A 25800-nucleotide genomic window follows, 5' to 3' on the forward strand; every position below is an offset into this window, starting at 1 on the left:
GAGTGCAGCCTTGGCTGCCATGCGGAAGGGGCCGCTCCACCTCCGCGCCGGCCCGTCGATGGAGGCCACTCTAGTCGGCCAGGAGCCCCTGCACATGACAAATGTCAAGCAGGCGGGGGTGGGGGAACCGCTGGGGCAAACCGTTACCGGATCAGCTACCGGCCCGGCCGTGGTGCCCGGCCGTGGCCATCGCACGCGGCGCGTGGTGTCGGACGGCCGCACCCATCCGTTGGCGACGGGCCCGCGCGCAGGGCCGCGTCGACCCGGTCGCGCAGGTCGGCCCAGGCCACGTGGCAGAGATCGAGCCCGAGCACGCCGCGCACGCGGCGCCGGGTGAGCGGGCCCAGCGCCTGCCGCAGGTGGCCGACGAACGGTTCGGTGCCGATGACGGTGAGGTCCCGGAAGGCGCCCGTCCGGGCCGACCGCTCCAGCAGGGCGGCCAGCTCGGCGGCGAAGCGCCGGTGCTCGCGCCGGTGCGAATCCACCCGCGCCGCCAGCGACGCCCCGCCGGCGCCGGGGCGGCCGAAACGCCAGCCGCGGCGGTCGGGGTCGGTCCGCGGGCCGGCCCCGTGGTCCTCGGCCTGCGCGAACGCCTGCAGCACCGTCAAGGTGCCGTCGGGGGCGCGATGCAGCACCCGTGCGCGCGACGCGCTGGCGATGACGATCCAGTGCATGGCAATGCCTGGCAACCAGCCGGGGCCTTGCAGCCGCCGCGGCCGACCACCACGCGGCGCTGCGGGTCAGGCGCTGGACCGCACCGTGAGCACGGGCACGGGGGCCATGCGCACCACCTCTTCCGCGCCACTGCCCAGCAGCACGCGGCCGATGCCGCGCCGGCCGTGGGTGCCGACCACGACCAGGTCGGCGTTCCAGGCGCGCGCAGCGTTGGCGACCATTTCGCCGAGCCGCCCGTCGGGCTGGTTCACCAGCTCGGCGTCGGCCGGCACGTCGGCCTTGCGGGCGATCGCGAGGGCATCGTCCAGGATCTTCTGCCCCTCCTGCCGCACCACGTCACGCAGCTGCGCGCTGTAGGGGTAGCCGCTGACGGAGGCCAGCTCGTCCAGCGCATGGACCACCCGCACGCTGGCCTGCCCCTGCCTGGCGAGCTGCAGCCCGGTGTCGAGGGCATGGTTCGAGGTCTCGCTGCCGTCGACGGCGATCAGGATGCGTCGGAACATGGGGTCTCTCCTCGGGGATGGATGGAACGCGCATGGTCGGCGGTGCACGGCACAACCGGATTGCGCCAGATCAAGTCAGGCACGGCTTTGCGGGATTCCCCGGGGCGGCACGGAAGAGTCCGTTCCCCGTCAAGCTCGTGACGATCCCCGTCATTGCGGGCTCGACCTCCGATCCCGAACACGGCTCGGGTGCGACGTCGACCTGGAGATGGATGCCGGGTCGAGCCCGGCATGACGAACTTCTCGGGCGTCCCGGCGGCGTGACGAACTCTTCCCGATCCTCGTCATTGCGGGCTCGACCCGCAATCCATCTCCCGAACGCGGTCCGTGCGCGGCGCTGGGTTCGGAGATGGATGCCGGTTCGCGCCCGGCATGACGACTGTCGCAGCCGCTGCCCGCTCCGGAGTCTGCCGGCCGTAGCCGCTCACTCGGCCTTGAGTCCCGACGCCTTCACCACCTTGCCCCACTTGGCGTGGTCGGCGCGGATGAACGCCTTGAACTCGGCGGGCTGCATCGTCCAGGGCTCGTAGCCCATGGTCTTGATCGTCTCCGCCATGTCCCTGGAGCGCACGACCTTCACGGTCTCGGCGTGGATGCGCTCGACCAGGGCGGCCGGCGCCTGCGCGGGCGCCACGAGGCCGAACCACAGGTCGCTGCCGGCCTCCTCGAAGCCGGGGTAGCCCGCCTCGCGCAGCGTCGGCACGTCGGGCAGCACCGAGCTGCGCCGCGAGCTCAGGATCGCCAGCGCGCGGATGCGGCCCGTCTTGAGCTGCGGCAGCACCGTGACCGGGATGTCGAACATGCTGGCGACATTGCCGGCGATCACGTCCGTCATCGCCGGGCTGTTGCCCTTGTAGGGCACGTGCACGAGCGGAGCGCCGGTGAGCGTCTTGAGCAGCTCGCCCGACAGGTGATTGGTCGCGCCGTTGCCGCCCGAGGCGAAGGTCGCCGCCGTCGGGTTGGCCTTGGCCCACTGCACGAATTCCTGCACCGTGGACGCCGGCACGTTGGCATTGACGACCAGCACGTTGGCGTACGACACGATGGGCGTGATCGGGGCCAGGTCGGTGAGCGGGTCGTAGGGGTTTCGCTGCATCACGTGGGGGTTGATCGCCGTGGTGCCGGTGTGCGCGAAGCCCAGCGTGTAGCCGTCCGGCGCTGCCTTGGCCACGGCGTCGATGCCGATCGAGCCGCCGGCGCCGGTGCGGTTGTCGATCACCACGGGCTGGCCCACCGCTTCGCCCAGCTGCTTGGCAAAGGCGCGCGCCAGCACGTCGCTCGGCCCGCCGGCGGCGAACGGCACGACCAGGCGCACCGGCCGCTGCGGCCAGGCACCCTGCGCGAACACGAGAGGCGCCGGCAGCGCCAGCGGCGAAGCGAGCGCTGCCTGGAGCAGTGCCCTGCGGGTGATCGTCATCCTTGTCTCCTTGTCGTCATGGGCCGGCCTGGCTGGCGGCACCCGTCTGCACCAGCGTCTCGATCTCGTCCTCGCCGAAGCCGCACTCGCGCAACACCTCGCAGGTGTGCTCGCCGGTCCGGGGCGCGTGGCGCCGGTGGGCCGGCGCGGTCTCGGACCACTCGGTCGGGATCGCGGTCATGCGCAGCGTGCCCTCGCTGGGGTGCGCCACCTCGCGCACGAAGCCGGTGGCCTGCACGTGCTCGTCGGCCAGCATGTCCTCGACGTCGTACATGCGCGCGGCGGGAATGTCGGCCCGCTCGAACAGCTGCAGCCACTCGTCGCTGCTGCGGGTGGCGAGCACGTCGCTCAGGTAGCCGTACACGTGGTCGATGTTCGTCAGGCGCGAATTCTGGGTGTGGAAGCGGCTGTCGGCGTCGAACTGGGCGCCGCGGCCGATGGCGGCGAAGAAGCTGCGCCACTGCTTGTCGTTGTAGACCATCACGCACAGCCAGCCATCCCGGGTGCGGTAGGGCCTGCGGTCGCGCGCCAGGCTGCGCTGGTAGCCGGCCGGGCCGACGGCCGGCTCGAACTGGCGGCCGGCCAGGTGCTCGCCCAGCACGAGGGACAGCATGCCCTCGAACATCGGCACGTCCACGCGCTGGCCGCGGCCGCTGCGCTCGCGGTGGAACAGCGCGGTGGTGATGGCGTTGCACAGCTGCAGTCCCACCATCCGGTCGACCAGCACCATGGGCGCATAGCGCGGCTGGTCGGCGCCTGCCTGCTGCGACAGCCACGGAATGCCGCACATGCCCTGGATCAGGTCGTCGTAGGCCGGCCGTGCCGCGTACGGGCCGTTCTGGCTGAAGCCGTAGGCGCCCACGTACAGGAGGCGCGGATTCGCTTCGCGAACCGCGTCGTACCCCAGCCCGAGCCGTTCCATCGCCTGCGGACGGATGTTGTAGACCAGCACGTCGCAGTCACGTGCCATGCGCAGCAGGGCATCGCGCGCGCCGGGCTGCTTGAGGTCCAGCACCACCGAGCGCTTGTTGCGGTTGATCGACAGGTAGAAGTGGCCCATGTCGGCGTTGCGCATCGGGCCGGACTTGCGCATCACCTCGCCGCCAGGCGGCTCGACCTTGATCACGTCCGCCCCCAGGTCGGCGAGCATGCAGGTGGCGAACGGGCCCATCACCACGCTGGTGAGGTCCAGCACGCGAACGCCGTCCAGCGGTCCTGCCATCGGCGCGGCCCTCAGAGACCTGCCTCGCGCAGCATCTCGCGCGCGGTGATGACCTGCAGGATCTGGCTGGTGCCCTCGTAGATCCGCAGCAGCCGCACGTCGCGGTACAGGCGCTCGATGGCGTACTCCTTGATGTAGCCGTTGCCGCCGTGGATCTGCAGCATGCGGTCGGCGATGCGGCCGGCCGCCTCGGTGGCGAAGTACTTGGAGCAGGCCGCCTCCAGCGTGGTCTTGCGGCCGGCATCGCGGTCGCGTGACGACTGCTCGACCAGGGCCTTCGCGGCCAGGTACTCGGCCTGGCTGTCCGCCAGCATGCCCTGCACCAGCTGGAACTTGCCGATCGGCTGGCCGAACTGCCGGCGTTCCACCGCGTACTTCGTGCCTTCGTCGAGCAATCGGCGCGCCAGGCCCACCGCGACCGCGGCCATGTGCAGTCGCGCATGGTCCAGCGACTTCATCGCGTTCTTGAACCCCGTGCCTTCCGGCCCGAGCATGGCGCTGGCCGGCACCCGGACGTCGTCGAAGGTGACGTCGGATTCATGCGATCCCGCGAAGCCCATCTTGGCGTAGGGCCTGGCGACCGTCAGCCCCGGCGTGCCGCGGTCCACCAGGAAGGCCGAGATGCCGCTGGCCCCCGAGTCCTTGCTGCCGGTGCGGGCGAACACGGTGAACACGCCGGCATGGATCGCGTTGGTGATGAAGCGCTTGGCGCCGTTGATCACCCAGTGGTCGCCGTCGCGCACCGCCCTGGTCACCAGCGAGGCGGCATCGGACCCGCTGTCCGGCTCCGTCAGCGCGAACGAGGCCAGCATCTCGCCGGTGGCGAGCTGGGGCAGGTACCGGCGCTTCTGCTCCTCGGTGCCGAAGTTGAGGATGCCCAGCGTGCCCACGCCGTTGGTGGTGCCGAAATACGAGCGGAACGCCGGCTGCGCGTAGCAGATCTCCTGCACCACGCGGACTTCCTCGTACACCGACAGGCCCAGCCCGCCGTATTCCTCGGGGATCGTCATGCCGAACAGGCCGAGGTCGCGCAGGCCCTGCACGACACGGGCGGGAATCTCGCCGCTGGCCTCCACTTCCGCCTCGGCCGGAACCAGCACGTCGCGGGCGAAGCGGCGGGCGGCATCGACGAGCAGTTCAAGCGTCTCTTCGCGTTCGGTCATTCGGGTGCCTCGATCGGATGGAGCCACTCTAGGACCGTCCTTGATACCGGTCCAATACCCGTTTTTTGCGCCGTGATATCTTTTTGTTCCATGAACCTGCAGCAGATGAAGCAGCTGGTGGCGCTGGCCGAGACGCTGAACTTCCGGCGCGCAGCCGAGCGCCTGCACATGGCGCAGCCGCCGCTGTCGGTGTCGATCCGGCGTCTCGAGGACGAACTGGGCGCCCGGCTGTTCGCGCGCGAGCGGCGCGGCATCCGCCTGACGCCGGCCGGCGAGGCGGTGCTCGCCCATGCCCGCCAGATCGCCTTCCATGCCGAACAGCTCAAGCGCGCGGCCGCCAGTGCCAGCGGGGGCATGTCGGGCCGCCTGCGCATCGCCTTCGTGGGGTCGGCGGCCTATTCCCTCTTCCCGCGCGTGCTGCCGGTGTTCCGCGAGCGCTTTCCCGGGGTGGAGCTCGACCTGCGCGAGAGCACGACGACGCAGATGCTGCAGCAGGTGGAGCGCGGCGACGTCGATCTGGCGCTGGTGCGCTATCCCGTCGTCGAAGCCACGACCGTGGTGCTGCGCCCGGTGGAGAGCGACGTCCTGGCGGCGGCGCTGCCGGCCGGCTCGCCGCTGGCCCGCAAGCGCACGCTGCGCATGCGCGACCTCGCCGACGAGCCGTTCGTCACCTATTCGGCAACGGCCGCCATGAACCTGCGCGTGCAGGTGGTCGCCGCCTGCCAGGCGGCGGGCTTCACGCCGCGCATCGTGCAGGAGGCGGTGCAGGTGCAGACGGTGCTGAGCCTGGTGGGCAGCGGCCTGGGCGTGGCCCTGGTGCCCTCGCTCAGCCGCATGCAGGCGCCGGCGGGCGTGGAGTTCCGCAGGCTCACCGACGGCGGCGAGCGGCTGGAAACGGCGCTGGCCGTCGCCACGCATGCGCACAACGAGCCGGCGGTTGCCGCCAGGTTCCGCGACGTCCTGGCCGAGGTGGAAAGCCAGGGCGCGAGACGCCAGCGCAAGCGCGTGGCCCAGCCGGCCTGATCCCGCACACGGCTGCCGGGGAACGGCCTATGCTGGCCGCAGGCAACCGGGCCGGCCAGCCTGCGGCCCACTGATGCAAGGAGCAGCCATGCCCAGATACAAGGTCGGCTATTTCGTCGGCAGCCTGTCGTCCACCTCGATCAACCGCCTGCTGGCCAAGGCGCTGACGCGCCTGGCGCCGCAGGAGATGCAGCTGGTCGAGATCCCCATCAAGGACCTGCCGCTGTACAGCCAGGACTACGACGCCGATTTCCCGCCACCGGCGCGGGCGCTGAAGCAGGCCATTGCCGACGTCGATGCGATCCTGTTCGTCACGCCGGAATACAACCGGTCCATCCCCGGCGGGCTCAAGAACGCCATCGACTGGGCCAGCCGGCCGTGGGGGCAGAACTCGTTCGCGCGCAAGCCCTCCGGCGTGATCGGTGCCTCACCCGGCTCGATCGGGACGGCGGTGGCGCAGCAGAGCCTGCGCGGCGTGCTCTGCTTCTGCAATTCGCCGCTGATGAACCAGGTCGAGGCCTACATCCACTTCAAGCCGGGCCTGATCACCCCGGAGGGTGAAGTCAGCGATGAGGCGACCGCCGAGTTCCTGCGCAACTACATGACGGAGTTCCAGGCGTTCGTGGAACGGGTGCTGACGGTGCTGCCGCGCCAGCCCTGAACCACGTCGTCAGCCCGCCTCCCGCGCCAGCTTCGCGCGGCGGGCGACTTCCTGCGCGCTCGGCTCGCCCTGCACGAACGATCCCTCCGGAACCGCGCCGGCCGGCACGTAGGTGCTCATCACCACTCCACTGTCCGCGGCCTGCGATGCGACCAGGCGCAAGCCGCACGGCCGGGCGGAAGCTTCGAACAGCCGCTTGCCGCGCCCGAGCACGACCGGGAAGGTCCAGACGTTGTACTCGTCGATCAGCGAAGCGGCCTGCAGCGTCTGGATCAGGTTGCCGCTGCCGATGATCTGCAGGTCCGGCCCCGCCTGCGACTTGAGCGCCGCGACCGCCTCGGCCACGTCGCCCCGCAACAGGGTCGAGTTGTTCCATGCCAGCTCCCCCTTCAGGGTGCGCGAAGCCACGTGCTTCCTGGTGGCGTTGAGCGACTGCGCGATCGGGTGGTCGGCCGGCTGGTACGGCCAGTAGGCCTCGAAGATCTCGTAGGTCCTGCGGCCGAGCAGGAGCTCGCGGCCCTTGCTGTCGAACCCGTCCGTCGACAGCTTGCCGGACATGTCCGCGGACTCGTTCCAGTAGGCAAAGGTCCAGCCGCCGAAGGCGAAGCCGCCGCTGCGGTCTTCCTCGGGGCCACCCGGCGCCTGCAGGATGCCGTCGAGCGAGACGAAGGTGGATGCGATGAGCTTTCTCATGGTGCGACTCCTTGGGCTGATGGCCGGGCGGCCAGGAGGGCTGCCCCACCCCCACGACGAACGACGGCGGCCGGTTTCGACAGCATGCGCCACGCGGCCCCGCCGCGCCGGCACCCTAGGGCAGGCTGAGCGTGATCTGGTCGGCCGCCCGCCGCAGGTGCGGCAGGTAGTGCTCGATGGCGTCGCGCTTCTTGAAGCGCACGGGGTTGAAGCTGATGCCCGCCGCGGCAACGACCTTGCCGCGCCGGTCGCGCACCGGAACCGACATGCCGATCACCCCGGCGACCAGTTCCTCCACCACCAGGCTGTAGCCATCACGGCCGGCCGCCTCGATTGCCTTCGCCAGCGCCGCCCGGTCGGTCAGGGTGTTCGGCGTCAGCTTGCTGATCGGGCTGCTGTCCAGGCGCTGCTCGCGCTCCTGCTGGTCGAGCGCGCCCAGCAGCACGCGACCGAAGGAGGTCGCATAGGCCGGCAGCCGGGCCCCGACGCCCATGCCGCGGCCGAGGAAATCGCGCCCCTGCACGTGCACGAGATAGACCGTTTCCGTCCCGTCGAGGATGGTGAGCGAGCACAGCTCGTTCAATTCGCGCGCCAGCGCCTCCAGCACGTCCTGTGCCGACCGGTACAGCGGGATCGAGTGCAGGTAGACGAAGCCCAGGTCCAGCAGCTTGGGCGTGAGGGCGAAGCGGTCGACGTCCTGCGTCGCATACCCCAGCTCCACCAGGGTCAGGAGCATGCGGCGCACCGTAGCGCGCGGCATCTCGGCGTTCTGCGCGATCTCCGCCAGCGTGGCGGTCTGGCGCTGGGACGGAAACGCACGGATCACCTGCAGGCCCTTGGCGAAGGCCTCGACGAACTGGTCGTTGCGGCGCGGCCCGGCGCCGGCCGTGACCTCGGCGTCCCCTGCAATGCTTGACATCGCCATCCTCTCCTGCAACCATCGAACCACTATGCGAACATTTGTTCACTCAGTGAACGCGAGGATAGCATGAGATTCCCGCCACGTCACCACCGCCGCGCAGCCGCTGCGCCGGGCCGTCGATGAAGAAGATCGGCCTGATCGGCGGCATCAGCTGGCACTCGACGGTCGAGTACTACCGCGGCATCAACCTCGAGACCGGCCGGCGCCTGGGGGGCCTGCACAGCGCGCCCCTGGTCCTCGAGTCGCTGGACTTCGAGGTCATCGCCAGGCTCGGCGCGCAAGGCCACGAAGAGGAGGTCTTTGCCCGCTTCCTCGCCGCCGCCCGGTCGCTGCGGCAGTCCGGCGCGCAGGTTCTCGCCCTGTGCGCGAACACCGCCCACCGCCGCGCCGATCGGCTCGAACAGTCGCTGGGGCACCCGCTGGTGCAGATCGGCGATGCGCTGGGGCAGGCCGTGCGCGCCGCCGGCATGGCGCGCGTGGGCCTGCTCGGCACGGCCCGCACGATGACGGAGCCCTTCCTGCAGCAGCGGCTGGTGGACAGGCACGGGCTGCAGGTGCTGACGCCCGACGCGCCGGCGTGCGACGCCATCGACGGCTTCATCTTCGGTGAGATGGCCCGGGGCGTGTTCTCGCAGCCGGCGCGCGCTGCCGTCCTGCGGGCCTGTGACGACCTGGCCGCGCGCGGCGCACAAGGCGTCATCCTGGGCTGCACCGAACTGCCCATCCTGCTGCGCGACATAGCCACACCCTGTCCGACATTCGATTCGACGCAGTTGCATGCGGTGTCCATCGTGGACGCCGCGCTGGCAAGGGAGATGGCATGAAGGCACTGGCGAGGGATCTCGACCACCTGGGGACGGCGGTCGCGGACCTGGACGCGGGGCGGCGGGCCTTCGAGAAGCTGGGGTTCCGGATGACGCCGCGCAGCCAGCACCGCGGAGCCGTCGAGCCCGGCGGGCCGGTGCAGCAGTTCGGGCAGGGCAACCACTGCGCGATGCTGAAGCAGGGCTACCTCGAGGTCCTGGGCATCTTCGACCGGACCCTCCCGACCCCGGCCCAGCAGTATCTCGACCGCTACGAGGGCCTGCATATCGTGGGCCTGCAGCCCGGCTCGATCGACGACTTGCGCGCGCTGGCCCGCAACGGCAGCGCGCTCGACGCACCACGCGAGCTGGGGCGCGAGGTCGACGTCGGGCCACAGGCGCTGGAGCGGCGCCGGGTCGAATTCCTCAACGTCAAGTTCCGCGCGGCCGAGTTCCCGGAGGCGACCTTCCTGTACACCCAGCACCTGACCCGCGACCTGATGTGGCAGCCCCACCTGCTGGAGCACCCGAACGCGGCGCAGGCACTGCAAGGCGCCTATGTCTGCGCGGCAGATGCCGCCGGCCTGGCGCGCCGGCTGGCCGGCGTGCTGCAGGTCCAGCCCGAACCGGGGACGCCCGGGCTGATCGGGTTCCGGTTCGAGACCAGCTGGCTGCGCATCGCGACGCCCGACGCGTGGGAGCGCCTGTTCCCCGGCGTCGCTGCGCCGCGCACGGCCCGGCCCGCGGGTTTCAGCGTGCGCACGGCGTCGCTGCAGGCCGTGGTCGACCAGCTCGATCGCCACGCCGTTCCCTTCCAGCGCTGTGCCGACGGCACGCTCTACGTGCGCCCCGCCCAGGCGTGCGGCAACGTCATCCACTTCACCGAAAGCCACTGAACCATGCGCATCCTCCTGAGCCTCGCGCTCGTCTTCTTCACGCAGCTCGCGCACGCCGCGTTCCCCGACAAGCCCATCCGGCTGGTCGTGCCGTGGCCCGCCGGCGGCGCCTCGGACACGCTCGCGCGCATCGTGAGCACCGAGGCCTCCAACATCCTCAAGCAGCCCATCGTCATCGACACCCGGGTCGGCGCCAGCGGGACGATCGCGACCGAATTCGTGGCGCGTGAGAAGGCCGACGGCTACACCCTTCTGTGGGCGATCGCGAACCACGCCACCAACCACGAGCTGTTCAAGGTCCGGTACGACCCGATCAAGGACTTCACCCCGGTGGCCCAGATCGCGTCGTCGCGGTACTGGCTGCTGGTCGATCCCAGCCTGCCGGTGAAGACCGTCCCGGAACTCGTCACCTGGCTCAAGGCCTCGCCCCAGCCCGTGGCCTACGCATCGGCCGGCAACGGCACCTTGCAGCACCTCGGCATGGAGCTCTTCCTCGCCGACGCCGGCGTGAAGATGGTCCACGTGCCCTACAAGGGGACCGCACCGGCCATGACCGACATGCTGGGGGGCCACGTCAAGGTGACCTTCGAGGCGGTGACCGGCACGGCCGACTACGTCCGGGACGGCAAGGTGCGTGCGCTCGCCGTGGCCAGCAAGTCGCGCTTCCCCGGCATGCCCGAGGTGCCGACCTTCGCCGAGGCAGGATACAAGGACTTCGTGGTCGAAGGCGTCACCGGCGTCCTGGCACCCGCCGGCACGCCGGCCGACGCCATCGCCAGGATCAATGCCGCGTTCAACCAGGCGCTGGCCCTGCCGCAGGTGCGCGAGCGCATGGACGCCATGGGCCTGACCGCCAATCCCGGTACGCCGCAAGCCTACGGCGACACCATGAACCGGCTCATTCCCAAGTTCTCGGCCATCCTGCGCAAGTCCGGCGGCAAGGTGGACTGACGCCCGGCCGGCCGCGCAGGCTCAGCCTGGCACGGCGGTCCGGACGATGCCGCGGTCGTGCAGGCGGCCGAATTCGGCGCCCGGCAGCCCCAGCAGTTCGGTGAGCACCTGCTCCGTGTGCTGGCCGAGCAAGGGCGCAGGCGCGGGCTCCGTGCGCTGCTGGCCCGAGAACTCCAGCGGAATGCCAGCCGCCAGCACGCGCCCCACGCCGGGCTGCTCGATGCGGGCGAACATCGGGTTGGCCGGCGAGCACGCCGGGTCGTCCTGGGCCAGCGTCGCGATGTCCTGGTAGGCGCCCCAGCACGCGCCGGTGCGGTCGAGCGCGGCGCGCACCTCGGCCAGCGGCCGCGCGGCAATCCACGGCCCGACCAGCGCGTTGAGCGCCTCGCGGTGGCGGAAGCGTTCGCCCTCCTGCGACAGGTCGACGCCGAGTCGGGCCTCCAGCTGCCGGACCTGGTCGCCGATGCCACAGGTCTCGACGATGGCCTTCCACTGCTTGAGCGTCAGGCCCACCAGCATCACGCGCCGGCCGTCGGCGCAGGTGAAGTCGCGGCCGAAGGCGCCGAACAGGTCGTTGCCGTGCCGCTCGCGCGGCTGGCCCAGTTCGGCCTCGGTGACCAAGCCCAGGTGCGCCACCACCGCCAGCGCCACGTCTTCCAGCGACAGCTTCACGTGCTGGCCCTGCCCGCTGCGGCGGCGGTGCCGCTCCGCCGCCAGCAGGCCCACCGCGACCATCTGGCCGGTGATCAGGTCCCAGGCCGGCAGCACGTGGTTGACCGCGCCCGTGCCGTCGCGCGGGCCGGTCATGAACGGCAGGCCGACGCGGGCGTTGACCGTGTAGTCGACCGCCGAGCCACCCAGCCGGTCGCCCATCAGCGTGAACTGGATCAGGTCGGCGCGCCTGGCGCGCAGCTTGTCGTGGTCGAGCCAGCCGCGCGGCGGGAAGTTGGTGAGGAACAGGCCGGCGTCGTCGCCGGGCGCGGTGGCCAGGGCCATCGCCAGTTCGCGCCCCTCGGGCGTGGCCAGGTCCAGCACCACCGACCGCTTGGCCTTGTTCAGGCCGGTCCAGAACAGGCTGGTGCCCTCCGGCGTCACCGGCCAGCGGCGGTAGTCCAGGCCGCCCCCGACGGAGTCGATGCGGATCACGTCGGCGCCCATCTGCGCCAGCGTCATGCCACCCAGCGGGGCAGCGACGAACGCCGCAGCCTCGACCACGCGCAGGCCCGCCAGCACGCCGGTCATGCGCCGGCTCCCGCCAGGCCCAGGGCGCGCTCCATCAGGCCGCGCGCCACGACCTTCAGCGCCAGCGTCTCCTCCGCCCCCTCGAAGATGGACAGCACGCGGGCGTCGACGAAGTAGCGGCTCACCGGCGTCTCCTCGGCGTAGCCCATGCCGCCGTGCAGCTGCAGGGCCTCGCGCGTCACCATCTCGGCCGACCGGCAGGCCAGCAGCTTGACCAGGCTGGCCTCCATGCGGCCCTGGCCGGCGTCGATGAGGCCGGCCACGCGGTAGGCGAGCCGGCGGCAGGCCGCCAGCCGCGCGCCCATGCGCGCCAGCTTGGCCTGGGTGAGCGGGAAGTCCACCAGCGGCGAGCCGAACACCTTGCGGTCGTGGCCGTAGCGGATGGCCGCGCGCAGGGCCGCGCGCATCACGCCGCAGGCGCGGGCCGCGGTCTGCATGCGGCCGCCCACCATGCCGGCCATGGTGAGGTAGAAGCCCTGGCCCAGGCCGGCCTCGCCGCCCACCACGTTGGCGTCGGGCACGAAGAAGTCCTCGAACGACAGGTCGAACGAGTGCATGCCTCGGTAGCCGATGGTCGGGATGGCGCGGCCGGTCAGGCGGCCGCCGCCCTCCTGCTCGACGCTGAACTCGTGCGTGTCGAACGAGGGCTTTTCCACCAGCAGCAGGCTCAGGCCCTTGTGGCCCAGCGAGCGGTCGGGGTGGGTGCGGGTCACGACCATCAGCACGCCGGCCTTGCCGGCGAAGGTGCACCAGGTCTTGGCACCGGTCAGGCGCCAGCCGCCCTCCACCTTCGTGCCGCGCAGCGCCAGCCCCGCCACGTCGGAGCCGTAGTCGGGCTCGGTGATGGCGATGGCGCACAGCGGATCGCCCGCCGCCAGCCTCGGCAGCCAGGACGCCTTCTGCGCCTCGGTGCCGCCCGCCATCAGCGCGCGGCTCAGGATCTCGGGCCGGGTGATCAGGCTGCCGGCCGCGGCCAGCGAACCCTCGGACAAGGCCTCGGTCACCACCACCATCAGCAGCGTGTCCTCGCGGTCGTTCGGGCTGCTGCCGCCGAACCGCTCGGGAATCGCCAGCCCGAACACGCCCATCTCGCGCAGCGGCTGCAGCAGCGACTCGGGCACGGTGCGGTCGTGGCGGTGGATGGCCTCGGCCTGCGGCGCGACGACGTCGGCGGCGAAGCGTCGGAACGCGTCCTGCGCCAGGGCGTGCTGCTCGTCCAGCGCGACCGGCCCGAGCTCGCCGTCGGAGGCGGCCACCGCACGGCCGGCGGCTTCCAGCGCCCGCGCGCCGGAACCCGCCGCGCGCAGCAAGTCCCAGTCGGTGCCGGCGCGCAACTGGCGCAGCGCGGCCAGGTCCAGGCCGGCCTCGAGATAGACCGTCTCCAGCTTGTCGAGCACCGAGGCGACCGCATCGGCCGCGAACAGCAGCGCCAGCGCCCCTTCGATGGCCGGCGCGTCGTCGGCGACCGCGGCCAGTGCAGTTTCGCTGGCCAGCAGGTCGGCGCCCGCCCAGGCGAGCTCGAAGCTCGCCACCTGCTGCTGGTCGAGCTTGCGGCCGTCGAGCCTGCCGTTCGACAGGCACTGCCGTCCCAGCGCCAGCGTGCCGGCATCGAATGCCGCGCGCACGCCGCCGAGCAGCCTGCGGGCGGCAGCGAGGGCCGCGGTCCCCGGGTCGAGCCCGGGGCAGGCTCTTGCGTCGTCCTTCATGTCGTTCTCCTGCACCGCGGGCATTGTCGCCTGCACGTGGCCGGGGTTCGCCACCCCTGCACGCGGTCAAGGGGATCGCACGATCGGAAATGTCCCGGTCGCGCGGGCGCTGGAGATCCGGGTCGGCTGCTGGTCGCCTAGGGTGCCTGTCGGACGTGCCGGAGGCAGTCGTCCAGTGCCCGTTGCGCAGCAGCCCGGGCGTCCTCGAGCTGCTGCCGCAGGACACTGGAGGGTGACCGCACCGATCCCGCGTCCTCCAGGGCCTGCGCGATCATCAGCCTCTTCTCGAGGTCCATCACCGCGCGCTCGACGTCGTGCCATCGCTGGAACGGCTCGTCCATGTCTGCGCGCAGGAATGAGCTGGAGTCCCCCGGCACGGCGATCGCGTGGGGATGCTAGGACCGATCCACCCCGGCCAGGCCGGCCAGCACCTCGCTGACCGAGGCGGTGTCGTGCTTGGCACGCCCCTGGGCCATGGCAGCGCTGTAGATGGGAACGCAGGCGCTGAACAGCGGGGTCGGGCAATCGACCGACCGCGCCATGTCGCCGATGACCTGCATGTCCTTCTGCCACACCTCGACCTTCATGGTGGCCGGCTCGTAGCGTCGCTCGATCATGAAGGGCATGCGCAGGCGCATCACGCCCGTGCCGATCACCGGGCTGTTGCCGAACAGCTCCAGGACCTGGCGAGGATCGAGTCCCATCTTGCGCGCGAGATTGGTCGACTCGGCGCACGCCACGTTGAGGATCGCCACCAGGTGGTTGGCCGCGAACTTCATCTTGGTGCCGTTGCCGTAGGCGCCCACGAACGGCACCATCTGGGTGAACACCTGCAGCAGGGGCCTGGCCCGCTCGTAGCTGGGCTCGGCGCCGCTGCAATAGATGGTCCAGGCCCCTTCCTTCATGCGCACGGCGGTGCCGCTGATCGGACAGTCCAGCACCGCGATGCCGGCGCCTTCCAGGATGCGGGCGACCTCGTTCTTGTCGTCCAGCGGCAGCGTGCTGGTCTCGATGACGAGGCGGCAGCGGCCGCCGGCCTGCACGGAGGCCGCCACGTTGCGGGCCGACTCCAGCATCGCCGGCGACGTCGACAGCGAGAAGATCAGGACTTCGGCGTCGCGGGCGACCTGCGCCGCGCCATCGCACCCCTGCCCGCCCGCCGCCTTCAACCGCTCCATCGCCGCGGCCGCCACGTCGAAGCCGCTGACCGGGTGCCCGGCGGCGACCAGGGCCTCCGCCATCGCGCCGCCCATGATCCCGAGTCCGATGAGGCCCACCGGCTCTCTTGCGCTGCTAGCCATTGCTGTTCCCGTTTCCAGTTCGATCCGAATCCTGCGCTGCTGCCGTCATTCGGCCTTGATGTTGGCCGACTTCACCACGGCGCCCCACTTGGCCATCTCGGTCTTGATGTAGCCGCCGAAATGCTCGGGCGTGTCGCCCACGGGAATGGCGCCCTGGCCGAGCAGGTCCTGCTCCACGTCCTTCTGCTTGAGGATGGCGACGATCTCGCGGTTGAGGCGCTCGACGATGGCACGCGGCGTCTGCGCCGGCGCCACGATGCCGATCCAGGAGTACGCCTCGTAGCCGGGCACGCCGCTTTCGGCGATGGTGGGCACATCGGGCAGCGAGGACAGGCGCTGCGCGCTCCCCACCGCCAGCGCATGCAGCTTGCCTTGCTGCACCAGCGGCAGCACGGAAGGGATGCTGCTGTAGAGCAGCTGGACCTGGCCAGCCAGCAGGTCACTCACGGCCGGCCCCTGGCCCTTGTACGGCACGTGTGTCGTGTTGACCTTGGCCAGCGAGTTCAGGAGTTCACCGGCCAGGTGGCCGGAGTTGCCGCTGCCGGGCGAGGCGAAGTTCAGCGATCCGGGCTTCGCACGCGCCAGCTCCAGCAGCTCGCGCATGGACTTGGCGGGAACGGACGGGTGCGCCACCAGCAGGAGCGGGTAGATCACCATGTTCGTGATCGGCTCGAAGTCCTTCACCGGGTCGTAGGGCAGCTTGTCGTACAGGCTCGGGTTGACGGCCATGGGACCGGCCGCAGCGATGCCCAGCGTGTAGCCGTCCGGCGCCGCCTGCTTCACGGCCGCGAGGCCCACGATCCCGTTGGCGCCCGCGCGGTTGTCGACCACCACCGTCTGGCCGAGCCGCGTCCCCAGCTTCTGCGCCACGATGCGCGCGATGACGTCGTTGCCGCCACCCGGCGGGAACGGCACCACCATGCGGATCGGCTTGTTCGGGTAGGCCTGCGCGCCGGCATGGCCGGCGGCCAGCAGCGACAGGAGCAGGGTCAGGCCGGCAGCAACAGCTTGGCGGGGAATCAGGTTGCGCATCAACAGGGGTCTCCTCGACGGCTTCCGCCAGTTCGGCTGAAGTCCTGTACAGGAGTATATCTATGGTGGAGGAGCGGAGGCGTCCTGTGCCCCCGGGCACAATGGACCCGATGAGAGCCATCGGACCGGAGGCCGCGCCCGACCTGCGCCTGCCTCGCTACCTGCAGATCCGCGACGACCTGATGCGCCGCATCTGCGCCCGCGCCTGGAGCGACGGGCAGCCGCTGCCGGCGGAAGACCGCCTGGCCGGGGAGTTCGAGGTCTCGGTCGGGACCGTGCGCAAGGCGCTGCAGGTGCTGGTGGCCGAGGGCATGCTGGAGCGCATCCACGGCAAGGGCACGTTCGTGACGCGGGCCTTCGAGCGCATTTCGATGATGCGGTTCGTGCGCTTCTCCGAGGAGGAACGGCGGGAGCTGCCGACGACGCGCTGCCTGAACCTGGAGGTGGGCGATGGCCCGCCGGAGGCACGCACCCGCCTGGGCCTGGCGGCGCGCGAGAAGCTGCTGTCCATCCACCGCACCCGCGCCTGCGGCAAGGAAGTCATCCTCAGCGAGCACGTCTGGCTCAGCCACAAACGCTTCGCCCCGCTGGAGGCGTACCTGAAGAAGGAGTCGCCGCCGCTGCTGTACCCGGTCTACGACTCGCTGTGCGGCGTGCTGGTGTCCCGGGCGATGGACGAACTCACCATGGTCCCGCTCCCGGCCAGGGACGCCCGGGTCTTCGGCCTCGCGGCGGGCACGCCCGCGATCCGGATCGAGCGGCTCATGACCGATCCGTCGGAGCAGCCGATCGAGTGGCGCGTGTCGTACGTCACCCAGGCCCGTTTCCACTACGCGATCGAGAGCCGCTGAGGCGGCGGCGCCCCGGCGCCGCGACCAGGCGGTCGATCCCGTCCACGCAAGCGCCGCTCAACGCAATCGCCACTGCAGCAGCGAGTGCGGCGGCGACGTCTCCGGATGGTGCTCGTACACGCCCACGACGTCGGCGCCGATACGCACGTCGTGCATCGGGTCGCCCAGCAGGTTGCCGACCATGCGGACGTTGCCGGCCTGCGGAAGCTCCACCAGCACGGCCAGGTAGGGACAGCGCTCCTTCAGCGCGGGATGCACGGGGTGCCAGACGCGTTCCCAGCTGTAGATGCGGCCCTCGGCCGACACCTCCACCCAGGCGGGGTCCAGGGCGTGGCACCGGTGGCAGATCCACTCGGGACCGAACTGCCAGCAGCCACAGTGGGCACAGCGCTGCACCAGCAACTTGTCCTGGCGCAGGCCGGCCCAGTACGGGGCGGAGAGCCCGTCCGGTTCGGCCACCGGAACCGGCAGGCCGGCAGGGAGGTAGGGGATCTCGTTCTTCATGGCTTGCTCACAGGACGTCCTGCGACCCCAGCAACAGGTCGCTCACGGGAGACACCATCGGCCCGCCGACGACGAGGGCGACGTCGTGGCGCGCCGCCTGGTTGGTCGACGTGCCGCGGACCTGCCGCACCGCTTCGAGCAGCAGCTCGAACCCGTGCATGTAGCACTCGGCCAGGTTGCCGCCACTGGTGTTGAGCGGCAGCCGGCCGCCAGGCGCGACCAGGTTCTCCAGGCGCAGGAAGTCGTTCGCCTCCTCCGGTGCGAAGAACCCGTGCTCCGCGAGTGCCATCAGCACGCCGCCGGTGAAGTTCTCGTAGGCCTGCACCACGCCCACGTCCTTGGCTTCCAGCCCGGCCATGCGGTAGAGCTCCGGCGCCACCGCACCGAAATTGGCCGAGGCGTACTCGGCCGAGTTGTGTGCCTGGCTGCCGAAGCGCGGGCCCGAGCCCGCCGCCGCGCCGAGCAGGTAGACCGGCTTCTGCGCGCAGTCCACGGCCCGCTCGGCATCCATGAGCACCAGCGCCGCGGCGCCGTCGTTCTCCATGCAGCAGTCGAACAGGTGGAAGGGCTCGACGATCCAGCGCGAGGCGTCGTAGGTCGCTTCGTCCAGCGGCTTGCCGCGCATCACGGCGCGCGGGTTGTTCTGGGCATGGTGGTAGGACGCCAGGGCGATCGCGCGCAGTGCCTCATGGCGCACGCCGTGCTCGTGCATGTAGCGCTGGACACGCATGGCAAAGCGTTGCGGCGGGGAGATCACGCCGTACGGCACGAGGTACGACCGTTCGCCGCTGACCGTTGCCGCCCCCGCACCGGCGCCCGAGGCCTGGCCGAAGCGACCGAACTGCCCCTGCGCGAGGGAGCGGAACACGACCACGCAATCGGCCTGCCCGCTCGCGATGGCCGCGGCGCCGTTCGCCACGGCCGCGCAGCAGCCGCCCCCGCCACCGCCCCACTGCATGGTGGCCGAGCGCAGGCGCGGCAGGCCCAGCGCGACCGCGAGCCGCGTGGCGTCGCTGCGATCGTCGCCGTAGGAAGCGAAGCCGTCGATGGATCGCGGGTCGATGCCGGCGTCCGCGCAGGCGGCGAGGATCGCCTTCAGGGCGAGCTTGAACTCCGGATCCGGCGACTGGCCGTGCTTGTAGTAGGTCGTCTCGCCGATCCCGACGACCGCGACCTGGCCCCGGAGCGTGCGGCCTGTCATGCGGCGGGGGGGTGCGTGCCGGCGGGCGTTCGCTCGCCGAAGGCGCCCGCCCGCGCCAGTTCGGCGATGCGCGGCGCCCCGTAGCCCAGCACCCCGGAAAGGACCTCGGCCGTGTGCTGGCCGATCGATGGCGCCGGCACGGGGTCTGCCATGGGCGTGCGCGCATAGCGGATGGGGGACGCGATGTTGGGGATCGCGCCCAGTTCCGGATGGTCGATGGACGTCACCAGCTTGCGGGCTTGGGCTTCGGGGGAGCGGACCGCTTCGCCGACCGTGCGCACCAGGCCGCAGGGGATCTGGGCCGTCCGCATGCGCTCCTGCCAGTAGGACCAGGGGTGCTTGCCGAACTCGGCGTTCAACTGGTAGAAGAGTTCGTCCCGCCGTTCGATGCGCCCGTTGCGCTCCCGCAGCATCGGGTCGTTCGCGAGGTCGGGCCGGTCGAGCACCTGCGCAGCCAGCCGTTGGTAGATCTTGTCGTTGCCGCAGTTGATGTAGAAGGGCTTGTCGCTGGCCTCGAACACGCCCGAAGGACAGGTATCGGGGCTGGTGTTTCCGTTGCGCTGCGGCTCCAGGCCGGTGACCAGGTGCTGCATGGTGGCCCAGCCCGTCATCAGCAGGCCGGTATCGAAGAGGCCCACCTCGACGAACTGGCCTTCGCCCTGCCGCTCGCGTGCCACCAGGGCCCCGAGGATGGCGTTCGACACCATCATGGCCGTGCCGATGTCCATGACGGCCGAGGAGGCGCGCACCCCCATGCGGTCGGGGTAGCCGTTCATCGACACGAAGCCGCTCTCGGCCTGCACCACGGGGTCGAACCCCAGCCGGTCGGCGAACGGGCCTTCGCGGCCGTAGGCCGAGACCGAGCAGTAGACCAGCCGGGGATTGAGCTGGCGGCAGGCGTCCCAGTCGAGACCGAAGCGTTGCATCACCCCGGTGGAGAAGTTCTCGACCACCACGTCGGCCTGCGCGATCAGGTCGCACACGATGCCCAGGCCTTCGGCCGACTTGAGATCCAGCGCCACGCTGCGCTTGTTGCGGTTGCTCCAGACGAAGGGGCCGCCTTGCGACTGGAGGCCGGGCACCGCCGGCGGGTAGTAGCGCAGTTCGTCGCCCCGGGCGGGCGGCTCGACCTTGATCACGTCGGCCCCCATGTCGCCCAGGATCATGGTCGCCAGCGGGCCGGCGATGAAGTGCGTGAAATCGACAACGCGGATGCCCTGCAGCGCCGTGGGGGCGCCGGGCGGGCGGGGTTCGTGCCGGGGGAATTCGGCAGCGGTGCGGGCGAGTGGGGAAGTGTCGTGGGTCGTCATGGATGCCTCAGGGCTGGTAGCCGAAGTCCTTGCCCGGGCGGGCCTGCATGTATTCCTTGCCATGGGCCATCCAGTCGCCACCGGCCGGAATCGTGATCGAGATGGCGCGGACCAGGAACTTGTCGGGATCCTGCGTGGACACCGGCCGGATGTCCTGCTGCTGGAGCTTGCGCGTGTGCTCCAGCAGGACCCGGCGCGTCCTGGCGACGCCGCTGTCGCTGGTGCCCAGGTTCTCCTTGGTCCGGTCGTAGATCGGCATCACGCCCGACTGGCACGCGGCATCCTGCAGCCACAGGCCGGGCAGGCCGGCGTTGTACCGGGCCTGCAGTTCCTCGTCGAAGCCGTAGGCGTTGGCGCGGTTGAACCTGCTCCAGTAGGTGTGGTACGGCTCGGTCACGGCGCGCTTCTCGTAGGCGCTCTCCGAATGGTGGCCCGTCTCGCGGCCCTTGTGGCCTTCCTTGAACAGCTTGCGCGTCTTCTCGTAGAACGGCTGGGCCGGGTGGTACGAGAACATGATGCAAAGCGTGTGCTCGTCGTCGATCGGCACCCAGGCATGGCCGCTCAGCTCGGGGAACTCGGAGAAGGGCGGCACCAGGGTCCAGAACGGCATCAGGAACTGGTTGACGCGGATGTAGTTCCTGTCGCCCTCGATCTTCCGGCGCGAGGCGATGTGGATGCCCGCCTCGTGCTGGACGACCTCGAACTTCGGCTGGAGGTCCGCGGCCTGCTTCCATTCGTCGATGGAGCCGCCTGCGTCCACGCGGCCGTGCAGGATGGCTGCGTGCGCCGAATCGATCTCGCCTTCGAGGGCCTGCAGCCAGTTGCATTCCTGGACGCGCATCGAGACATGCACGTTCTCCTCGGGCACCATGTTCCATTCCATGCTCGGCAGCGCTTGCGGTTCGGCATCCGGGCCCATGTAGGTCCAGAGCACGCCATGGCGCTCCTGCACGGGGTACGCCTTCACGCGCACCTTCTTGAGCATCGGCGTGTTCTCGGACTCGGCCGGCATCTCCTGGCAGCGGCCGTCGACCGAGAACTTCCAGCCGTGGTAGACGCAGCGCAGGCCGCCTTCCTCGTTGCGGCCGAACTGGAGCGGCGCGCCCCGGTGCGGGCAGGCCTGGTCGACCAGGCCAACCTTGCCGCTGCTGTCGCGGAAGGCGACGAGTTCCTCGCCCAGCAGCCGGACGCGGTAGGGCAGGCCGTCCACCGGCACGTCGCGCGCCAGCAGGAACGGGATCCAGTACAGGCGCATGAGCTTGCCCATCGGCGCTTCGGGGCCGACTCGCACCAGCAGTTCGTTGTCGTCACGGGACAGCATGTTCACCTTTCCATTGGTCCAACCATTGATGCAATGTACCATTGTTTCTGCTAACCTGTCTACCCATGCAAGCCGCCTCCCCCATTCCCGTCCTCATCCGCGAACTGCGCCTGCAGAGCGCGGGCGTCGTCTCGGTCGAGCTCGAAAAGGACGACAGCTCGACCCTGCCACCCTACGAAGCCGGAGCCCACGTCGACGTGCACATTCCGGGGGCCGGCACGCGCAGCTACTCCCTGGTCGGCGCCCCCGGGGCCACCGCCACCTACCGCCTGGGCATCAAGCGCGAAGCCGGCGGTCGGGGCGGCTCGCGCTGGTTCCACGAGTCCGCGCGCGTGGGCGACCGGCTGGAGATCTCGCCCCCGAAGAACGCCTTCTCCCTGGTGGAGGACGCGCCGCACAGCCTGTTCATCGCAGGCGGCATCGGCATCACCCCCCTGCTGTCGATGATCGGGCGGCTGGCCAGCCTGGGGCGTTCGTGGGAGTTGCACCTGGCCGTGCGGGATCGGCGCTCCGTGCCGTTCGCGGCGCTGCTGGACCAGTACGCGAGGACCGATGGCGGCCGCGTGGTCCGGTATGTCTCGGCCGACGGGTGCGGCCGCCCGGATGTCCAGGCGCTGGTCCGTTCGGCCGCGCCCGATGCACATCTCTATTGCTGCGGGCCGTCCGGGATGATCGACGCATTCGTCGAGGCGGGCCGGCACCGCTCGCCCGCGACGGTGCACTACGAGCGCTTCGCCGCGACCGAAGCCGCCGCCACGGTGGGCGGCTTCACCGTGCAGCTGGCCCGCGACGGCCGCTGCCTCGACGTGCCACCCGGCAAGTCCATCCTCGACGTGCTGCTCGACGCCGGCCTGGAGGTGCCCTACTCCTGCACGCAGGGCGTGTGCGGCAGCTGCCGGCTCGCCGTGCTGGAGGGCACGCCCGATCACCGCGACAGCTATCTCACAGACGACGAGAGGGCCGCGAACGACGCCCTGATGCCCTGTTGCTCCGGCTCGCTCTCCCAGCGCCTGATGGTGGACCTGTGAACGCGCCGGATCCCTCCAAGGTGCTGGGCTACGCGCCCATGGACGCCGTGCATGCCGAGTTCGACGAGCTCGTCGGCCGGGCACTGGCCTGCCCCGACGACGCCCTGCTGCCCTGCCTGGAACGCCTGCGGGAGCACCTGCTCGCCCACTTCGGCCAGGAGGACGACTGGATGCGGAAGACCGCGTTTCCCGCCGCCGACTGCCACATCGACGAGCACGGCAAGGTCCTCGCATCCGCGGACCAGGTGCTCGCGCTGGTGGCGCGGGGGGACGTCGCCATCGGCCGCTCCTTCGCGGCCGAACTCGAGCACTGGTTTCCCGGCCATGCCGACTACCTCGATTCCGCCCTGGCCGCCTGGATGTGCAAGCGCCAGTTCGGCGGCAAGCCGGTCGTGCTGCACAGGCGGCCGTCGCACGCCTGACGACACGGCCGGTCCATTTTTCCATCCCCTCTCATGACGTTCGAACCCGAAGGAGACAGCCCCATGACCCGATCCCGTCGCCGCGTGTTGCACGCTGTTGCTGCGGCCGCCCTCTCGACCCTTGCCCTCGGCGCGGCCGCGCAGGACGCCTGGCCATCGAAGCCGATCCGCATCGTCGTGCCGTACGCCGCCGGCGGCAGCACCGACCAGCTCGCGCGGGCGATCCAGAAGCCGATGCAGGACTTCCTCAAGCAGCCGGTGGTGGTCGACAACAAGGCGGGCGCCGGCGGCACGATCGGAACCGACCAGGTCGCCAAGGCGGCACCGGACGGCTACACCATCGTGTTCGGCAACTCCGGCCCGAATGCCATCGTGCCGCTGATGCGCAAGATCCCGTACGACCCCCTGAAGGACCTGCGCCCGATCTCCACGGTGGCCATCACGCCCATGATCCTGGCCGTTCCGGCCGACACCCCGGCCAGGACCCTGAAGGAGTTCATCGCGCTGGCCCGGCAGCAGGACTGGAACTTCGGGTCGGTCGGCAACGGCTCCCTCTCCCACCTGACCGGCGAGCACTTCAACGCCCTGGCCGGCCTGAAGCTCACGCACGTGCCCTATGCCGGCGGTGCGCCGATGATGACGGCCTTCGGTGGCGGGCAGCTGCAGGCCGCCTTCGTGACGGGCCTGGACGGTGCCAGCATGCTCCAGGCCGGCAAGGTCAAGTACCTTGCAGTGGCCACGCCGCAGCGCACGAACACCGTGCCGGGCCTGCCTGCCATTGCCGAGGAAGTGCCCGGCTTCCGCAGCGTCGCCTGGTTCGGCGTGCTGGCGCCCGCCGGCGTGCCCGACGCGATCGCCACCAAGCTGCACGCGGCCGTGGAGTACGCGGTGACGCGGCCCGAAGTGCAGAAGATGTTCGCCGAGCGCAACATCGAGGCACGGGCGAGCAAGCCCGAGGAGCTGGCCAAGACCATCCGCGACGAGATGGCGCAATGGGGCGAGGTGGTCAAGCGCTCCAACGTCAAGATGGATTGACCATGGCCGGGCCACTTCGCGGCCTGCGCGTCCTGGAGTTCGCGGGCCTGGGGCCCGCTCCGTTCGCGTGCATGCTCCTCTCCGACATGGGGGCGGACGTCGTCACGATCGACCGTCCGCAGGCGCGCGTGGGAGATCCCCGCAACGTGATGCAGCGCGGCCGCACGCTCGTCCAGCTGGACCTGAAGTCGACCGCAGACCTGGACCGCGCCCGGGACCTGGCCGATCATGCGGACGTGCTGGTCGAAGGCTTCCGGCCCGGGGTCATGGAACGACTGGGCCTCGGGCCCGAGGAAGCGCTGCAACGCAACCCCGGTCTGGTCTACGCGCGCATGACCGGGTGGGGGCAGGAAGGCCCGCTCGCCCGCACCGCCGGGCACGACATCAACTACATCGCGCTGTCGGGCGCCCTGCACGCCATCGGCCCGCGCGAGCGTCCCGTCCCGCCGCTGAACCTGCTGGGCGACTATGGCGGCGGCAGCATGTACCTGGTGACCGGCGTGCTGGCGGCCCTGTTCGAACGGCGCCAGTCCGGCCGAGGCCAGGTCGTGGACGCCGCCATCGTCGACGGTGTGACGAGCCTGATGACGCAGTTCGTCGGCATGGGCCTGCGCGGCAGCTTCGTCGAGCAGCGCGAAAGCAACCTGCTGGATGGCGCGGCCCCCTGGTACACGGTGTACGAGACCGCCGACGGACAGCATGTCAGCGTCGGCGCCCTCGAGCCGCCGTTCTTCGCCGAGCTCGGCCGCAGGATCGGGCTGGCGGCCGAGTGGTCGGATGCACGGAACGACCGCGCCCGCTGGCCCGCGCTGCGGGCCGAGCTGGCGGCGATCTTTCGCACGCGCACGCGCGACGAATGGACCGCCCTGCTGCAGGACAGCGACAGCTGCGTCGCGCCGGTGCTGTCGCTCAGTGAAGCCGCAGGCCACGCCCACAACACGCAGCGCAGCGCCTTCGTGGAGGTGGACGGCGTCCGGCAGCCCGCGCCGGCACCGCGCTTCTCGCGCACGCCCGCGCAAGCCCGCTCCGTCGCCTCGGCGGCGACCCCGGGCTGCGAGGTGGGTGCGCGCTGGAAGGAGGGGCGGACCGGGTGAAAGCCGTCAGGAGGTAGCCGCGCCCGCCGCTGCGCGTGCACTCCACTGGTCCATGTACTTGGTCTGCAGGCGCGCGAGCGCCTTCGTCATCTCGGCCGCCGCGGCGGCGACGTCCCGGGCACGCAGGTGCTTCATGAAGCGGCGGCGCGAGGGCAGGATGAAGCTGTTGTCGCTGGGCCCGATCTGGGCGATGAACTGCGCGAACACGGCCATGATGCTTTCCATCGTGATCACCATGATGGGATTGCGCGTGGCGCGCGCCAGGATGACGTGGAACTCGCGGTTGAGGCGCGCACGCTCGTCGAAATCCTCTGCCTTGGCAGAAGCATCGATGTTGGCGTCGAGCGCATCGAAGTCCTCGCCGGTCGCGCGCTCGCAGGCCACGCGGACCACGACCTCGCTCAGCCACACGCGTGCTTCCGTCAGTTGTTGCGGCGTGATCGCACCCAGGTGGTACAGGTCGCGCAGGCCATTGACGATTACGCCGGAACTGCCCGACCGCACGAAGGCGCCGCCGGTGGCGCCCTTGCGCATGGCGACGATGCCCGCGTGCTCCAGGGCCCGGAGCGCTTCGCGCAGGGTATTGCGGCTGACGTGGAGCTGCGCCGAGAGGTCGCGCTCGGACGGCAGCCGATCGCCAGGCTTGAGCTTGCCCGTCGCGATCATGTCGCGCACTTGGGCGGCGATCTCGTCAACGGCGCGGGCAGGCGCGATTGCGGAGAATTCCAGGCGGGCAGAGTCTCGGAGCATTTGGTCCAACTATTCTACCGCTGGACCACTGCGCGCGCGGCCGAGCCGGCGTTGACAGGCCAGGTCCGGCGACC

The 25800-nt window shown here is 70.7% G+C and carries 27 protein-coding genes; 10 read left to right on the forward strand and 17 right to left on the reverse strand.

From position 1 onward, the window contains the following. Positions 1-155: 155 nt before the first annotated feature. From GON04_RS22490 to GON04_RS22510, 5 genes are all read right to left on the reverse strand, one after another. Positions 156-674 carry a host attachment protein gene (locus tag GON04_RS22490; RefSeq protein ID WP_157400206.1) on the reverse strand — a complete coding sequence of 173 codons (519 nt, stop codon included), beginning with the start codon at positions 672-674 and terminating at the stop codon, positions 156-158. Between the two features lie 66 nt (positions 675-740). Further along, a complete protein-coding gene (locus GON04_RS22495) occupies positions 741-1178 on the reverse strand; it encodes a universal stress protein (RefSeq protein ID WP_157400207.1) in 438 nt (145 codons plus the stop codon). 424 nt (positions 1179-1602) lie between these two features. Beyond that, on the reverse strand, positions 1603-2595 hold the full coding sequence (locus GON04_RS22500; RefSeq protein ID WP_157400208.1) for a Bug family tripartite tricarboxylate transporter substrate binding protein: 993 nt from the start codon (positions 2593-2595) through the stop codon (positions 1603-1605). 16 nt (positions 2596-2611) lie between these two features. Beyond that, positions 2612-3817, reverse strand: a complete 1206-nt coding sequence (locus tag GON04_RS22505) for a CaiB/BaiF CoA transferase family protein (protein ID WP_157400209.1) — start codon at positions 3815-3817, stop codon at positions 2612-2614. An 11-nt stretch (positions 3818-3828) separates the two neighbouring features. Further along, the gene (locus GON04_RS22510) at positions 3829-4980 is read right to left on the reverse strand and encodes an acyl-CoA dehydrogenase family protein (RefSeq protein ID WP_157400210.1); all 1152 of its coding nucleotides are present in this window, start codon (positions 4978-4980) and stop codon (positions 3829-3831) included. 90 nt (positions 4981-5070) lie between these two features. Here GON04_RS22510 and GON04_RS22515 point away from each other — a divergent pair, with 90 nt between their 5' ends. Both GON04_RS22515 and GON04_RS22520 read left to right on the forward strand, forming a co-directional pair. Next, complete coding sequence (locus GON04_RS22515; RefSeq protein WP_157400211.1) at positions 5071-6003, forward strand: LysR family transcriptional regulator; 933 nt, start codon at positions 5071-5073, stop codon at positions 6001-6003. Positions 6004-6091: 88 nt separating this feature from the next. Then, positions 6092-6664, forward strand: coding sequence for an NADPH-dependent FMN reductase (locus GON04_RS22520; protein ID WP_157400212.1), 573 nt, complete (start codon positions 6092-6094; stop codon positions 6662-6664). Positions 6665-6673: 9 nt separating this feature from the next. Here the strand turns inward: GON04_RS22520 and GON04_RS22525 are convergent, their stop codons facing one another. Beyond that, complete coding sequence (locus GON04_RS22525; RefSeq protein ID WP_157400213.1) at positions 6674-7357, reverse strand: dihydrofolate reductase family protein; 684 nt, start codon at positions 7355-7357, stop codon at positions 6674-6676. Between the two features lie 115 nt (positions 7358-7472). Further along, on the reverse strand, positions 7473-8276 hold the full coding sequence (locus GON04_RS22530) for an IclR family transcriptional regulator domain-containing protein (protein ID WP_181653715.1): 804 nt from the start codon (positions 8274-8276) through the stop codon (positions 7473-7475). Positions 8277-8398: 122 nt separating this feature from the next. On the opposite strand from GON04_RS22530, the gene GON04_RS22535 reads away from it, so the two are divergent. From GON04_RS22535 to GON04_RS22545, 3 genes are read left to right on the forward strand one after another with little or no spacing between them, the layout of a single operon-like run. Then, a complete protein-coding gene (locus GON04_RS22535) occupies positions 8399-9103 on the forward strand; it encodes an aspartate/glutamate racemase family protein (RefSeq protein WP_157400215.1) in 705 nt (234 codons plus the stop codon). Further along, positions 9100-9978 (forward strand): VOC family protein, encoded by an 879-nt coding sequence (locus GON04_RS22540; RefSeq protein WP_157400216.1) that lies wholly within the window; start codon positions 9100-9102, stop codon positions 9976-9978. The genes GON04_RS22535 and GON04_RS22540 overlap by 4 nt, the downstream gene beginning before the upstream one ends. Before the next feature lie 3 nt (positions 9979-9981). Further along, positions 9982-10929, forward strand: coding sequence for a Bug family tripartite tricarboxylate transporter substrate binding protein (locus GON04_RS22545; protein WP_157400217.1), 948 nt, complete (start codon positions 9982-9984; stop codon positions 10927-10929). A gap of 21 nt (positions 10930-10950) precedes the next feature. Here GON04_RS22545 and GON04_RS22550 read toward each other — a convergent pair whose 3' ends face one another. The 5 genes from GON04_RS22550 to GON04_RS22570 all read right to left on the reverse strand — a co-directional run bounded on the left by GON04_RS22550 (position 10951) and on the right by GON04_RS22570 (position 16210). Further along, on the reverse strand, positions 10951-12171 hold the full coding sequence (locus tag GON04_RS22550) for a CoA transferase (protein ID WP_157400218.1): 1221 nt from the start codon (positions 12169-12171) through the stop codon (positions 10951-10953). Then, positions 12168-13877, reverse strand: coding sequence for an acyl-CoA dehydrogenase family protein (locus GON04_RS22555; protein WP_157400219.1), 1710 nt, complete (start codon positions 13875-13877; stop codon positions 12168-12170). The genes GON04_RS22550 and GON04_RS22555 overlap by 4 nt, the downstream gene beginning before the upstream one ends. A gap of 137 nt (positions 13878-14014) precedes the next feature. Beyond that, on the reverse strand, positions 14015-14218 hold the full coding sequence (locus GON04_RS22560; RefSeq protein ID WP_157400220.1) for a hypothetical protein: 204 nt from the start codon (positions 14216-14218) through the stop codon (positions 14015-14017). A gap of 54 nt (positions 14219-14272) precedes the next feature. Then, positions 14273-15154, reverse strand: coding sequence for an NAD(P)-binding domain-containing protein (locus GON04_RS22565; protein WP_181653716.1), 882 nt, complete (start codon positions 15152-15154; stop codon positions 14273-14275). 69 nt (positions 15155-15223) lie between these two features. Further along, positions 15224-16210, reverse strand: coding sequence for a Bug family tripartite tricarboxylate transporter substrate binding protein (locus tag GON04_RS22570; RefSeq protein ID WP_157400222.1), 987 nt, complete (start codon positions 16208-16210; stop codon positions 15224-15226). A gap of 110 nt (positions 16211-16320) precedes the next feature. On the opposite strand from GON04_RS22570, the gene GON04_RS22575 reads away from it, so the two are divergent. Beyond that, positions 16321-17061, forward strand: a complete 741-nt coding sequence (locus GON04_RS22575; protein WP_157400223.1) for a GntR family transcriptional regulator — start codon at positions 16321-16323, stop codon at positions 17059-17061. A 57-nt stretch (positions 17062-17118) separates the two neighbouring features. Here GON04_RS22575 and GON04_RS22580 read toward each other — a convergent pair whose 3' ends face one another. The 4 genes from GON04_RS22580 to GON04_RS22595 are packed head-to-tail and all read right to left on the reverse strand — an operon-like array spanning position 17119 to position 21397. Beyond that, positions 17119-17565, reverse strand: coding sequence for a Zn-ribbon domain-containing OB-fold protein (locus tag GON04_RS22580; RefSeq protein ID WP_157400224.1), 447 nt, complete (start codon positions 17563-17565; stop codon positions 17119-17121). Positions 17566-17572: 7 nt separating this feature from the next. Beyond that, on the reverse strand, positions 17573-18766 hold the full coding sequence (locus GON04_RS22585) for a thiolase C-terminal domain-containing protein (RefSeq protein WP_157400225.1): 1194 nt from the start codon (positions 18764-18766) through the stop codon (positions 17573-17575). Further along, positions 18763-20076 (reverse strand): CaiB/BaiF CoA transferase family protein, encoded by a 1314-nt coding sequence (locus tag GON04_RS22590; RefSeq protein WP_157400226.1) that lies wholly within the window; start codon positions 20074-20076, stop codon positions 18763-18765. The genes GON04_RS22585 and GON04_RS22590 overlap by 4 nt, the downstream gene beginning before the upstream one ends. A 7-nt stretch (positions 20077-20083) precedes the next feature. Next, on the reverse strand, positions 20084-21397 hold the full coding sequence (locus GON04_RS22595; protein WP_157400227.1) for a Rieske 2Fe-2S domain-containing protein: 1314 nt from the start codon (positions 21395-21397) through the stop codon (positions 20084-20086). Positions 21398-21462: 65 nt separating this feature from the next. Between GON04_RS22595 and GON04_RS22600 the strand changes: the two genes are divergently transcribed. The 4 genes from GON04_RS22600 (at position 21463) to GON04_RS22615 (ending at position 24976) form a co-directional block, all read left to right on the forward strand. After that, positions 21463-22425: a PDR/VanB family oxidoreductase gene (locus GON04_RS22600; RefSeq protein WP_157400228.1), complete on the forward strand. Its 963-nt coding sequence runs from the start codon at positions 21463-21465 to the stop codon at positions 22423-22425. Further along, complete coding sequence (locus GON04_RS22605) at positions 22422-22847, forward strand: bacteriohemerythrin (protein WP_338051035.1); 426 nt, start codon at positions 22422-22424, stop codon at positions 22845-22847. The genes GON04_RS22600 and GON04_RS22605 overlap by 4 nt, the downstream gene beginning before the upstream one ends. Before the next feature lie 63 nt (positions 22848-22910). Continuing rightward, positions 22911-23882, forward strand: coding sequence for a Bug family tripartite tricarboxylate transporter substrate binding protein (locus GON04_RS22610; RefSeq protein ID WP_157400229.1), 972 nt, complete (start codon positions 22911-22913; stop codon positions 23880-23882). A gap of 2 nt (positions 23883-23884) precedes the next feature. Further along, entirely contained in the window at positions 23885-24976 is a 1092-nt protein-coding gene (locus GON04_RS22615) for a CaiB/BaiF CoA transferase family protein (RefSeq protein ID WP_157400230.1), read from the forward strand. Positions 24977-24982: 6 nt separating this feature from the next. Here the strand turns inward: GON04_RS22615 and GON04_RS22620 are convergent, their stop codons facing one another. After that, a complete protein-coding gene (locus tag GON04_RS22620) occupies positions 24983-25726 on the reverse strand; it encodes a FadR/GntR family transcriptional regulator (RefSeq protein ID WP_157400231.1) in 744 nt (247 codons plus the stop codon). Between the last annotated feature and the right edge of the window lie 74 nt (positions 25727-25800).

The sequence above is a fragment of the Ramlibacter pinisoli genome, from assembly GCF_009758015.1.
GTDB lineage: Bacteria > Pseudomonadota > Gammaproteobacteria > Burkholderiales > Burkholderiaceae_C > Ramlibacter > Ramlibacter pinisoli.

Coding starts and splice junctions, on each gene's coding strand:
- GON04_RS22490 (WP_157400206.1), bottom strand. CDS start 674: ATGCACTGGATCGTCATCGCCAGCGCGTCGCGCGCACGGGTGCTGCAT.
- GON04_RS22495 (WP_157400207.1), bottom strand. CDS start 1,178: ATGTTCCGACGCATCCTGATCGCCGTCGACGGCAGCGAGACCTCGAAC.
- GON04_RS22500 (WP_157400208.1), bottom strand. CDS start 2,595: ATGACGATCACCCGCAGGGCACTGCTCCAGGCAGCGCTCGCTTCGCCG.
- GON04_RS22505 (WP_157400209.1), bottom strand. CDS start 3,817: ATGGCAGGACCGCTGGACGGCGTTCGCGTGCTGGACCTCACCAGCGTG.
- GON04_RS22510 (WP_157400210.1), bottom strand. CDS start 4,980: ATGACCGAACGCGAAGAGACGCTTGAACTGCTCGTCGATGCCGCCCGC.
- GON04_RS22515 (WP_157400211.1), top strand. CDS start 5,071: ATGAACCTGCAGCAGATGAAGCAGCTGGTGGCGCTGGCCGAGACGCTG.
- GON04_RS22520 (WP_157400212.1), top strand. CDS start 6,092: ATGCCCAGATACAAGGTCGGCTATTTCGTCGGCAGCCTGTCGTCCACC.
- GON04_RS22525 (WP_157400213.1), bottom strand. CDS start 7,357: ATGAGAAAGCTCATCGCATCCACCTTCGTCTCGCTCGACGGCATCCTG.
- GON04_RS22530 (WP_181653715.1), bottom strand. CDS start 8,276: ATGTCAAGCATTGCAGGGGACGCCGAGGTCACGGCCGGCGCCGGGCCG.
- GON04_RS22535 (WP_157400215.1), top strand. CDS start 8,399: ATGAAGAAGATCGGCCTGATCGGCGGCATCAGCTGGCACTCGACGGTC.
- GON04_RS22540 (WP_157400216.1), top strand. CDS start 9,100: ATGAAGGCACTGGCGAGGGATCTCGACCACCTGGGGACGGCGGTCGCG.
- GON04_RS22545 (WP_157400217.1), top strand. CDS start 9,982: ATGCGCATCCTCCTGAGCCTCGCGCTCGTCTTCTTCACGCAGCTCGCG.
- GON04_RS22550 (WP_157400218.1), bottom strand. CDS start 12,171: ATGACCGGCGTGCTGGCGGGCCTGCGCGTGGTCGAGGCTGCGGCGTTC.
- GON04_RS22555 (WP_157400219.1), bottom strand. CDS start 13,877: ATGAAGGACGACGCAAGAGCCTGCCCCGGGCTCGACCCGGGGACCGCG.
- GON04_RS22560 (WP_157400220.1), bottom strand. CDS start 14,218: ATGGACGAGCCGTTCCAGCGATGGCACGACGTCGAGCGCGCGGTGATG.
- GON04_RS22570 (WP_157400222.1), bottom strand. CDS start 16,210: ATGCGCAACCTGATTCCCCGCCAAGCTGTTGCTGCCGGCCTGACCCTG.
- GON04_RS22575 (WP_157400223.1), top strand. CDS start 16,321: ATGAGAGCCATCGGACCGGAGGCCGCGCCCGACCTGCGCCTGCCTCGC.
- GON04_RS22580 (WP_157400224.1), bottom strand. CDS start 17,565: ATGAAGAACGAGATCCCCTACCTCCCTGCCGGCCTGCCGGTTCCGGTG.
- GON04_RS22585 (WP_157400225.1), bottom strand. CDS start 18,766: ATGACAGGCCGCACGCTCCGGGGCCAGGTCGCGGTCGTCGGGATCGGC.
- GON04_RS22590 (WP_157400226.1), bottom strand. CDS start 20,076: ATGACGACCCACGACACTTCCCCACTCGCCCGCACCGCTGCCGAATTC.
- GON04_RS22595 (WP_157400227.1), bottom strand. CDS start 21,397: ATGCTGTCCCGTGACGACAACGAACTGCTGGTGCGAGTCGGCCCCGAA.
- GON04_RS22600 (WP_157400228.1), top strand. CDS start 21,463: ATGCAAGCCGCCTCCCCCATTCCCGTCCTCATCCGCGAACTGCGCCTG.
- GON04_RS22610 (WP_157400229.1), top strand. CDS start 22,911: ATGACCCGATCCCGTCGCCGCGTGTTGCACGCTGTTGCTGCGGCCGCC.
- GON04_RS22615 (WP_157400230.1), top strand. CDS start 23,885: ATGGCCGGGCCACTTCGCGGCCTGCGCGTCCTGGAGTTCGCGGGCCTG.
- GON04_RS22620 (WP_157400231.1), bottom strand. CDS start 25,726: ATGCTCCGAGACTCTGCCCGCCTGGAATTCTCCGCAATCGCGCCTGCC.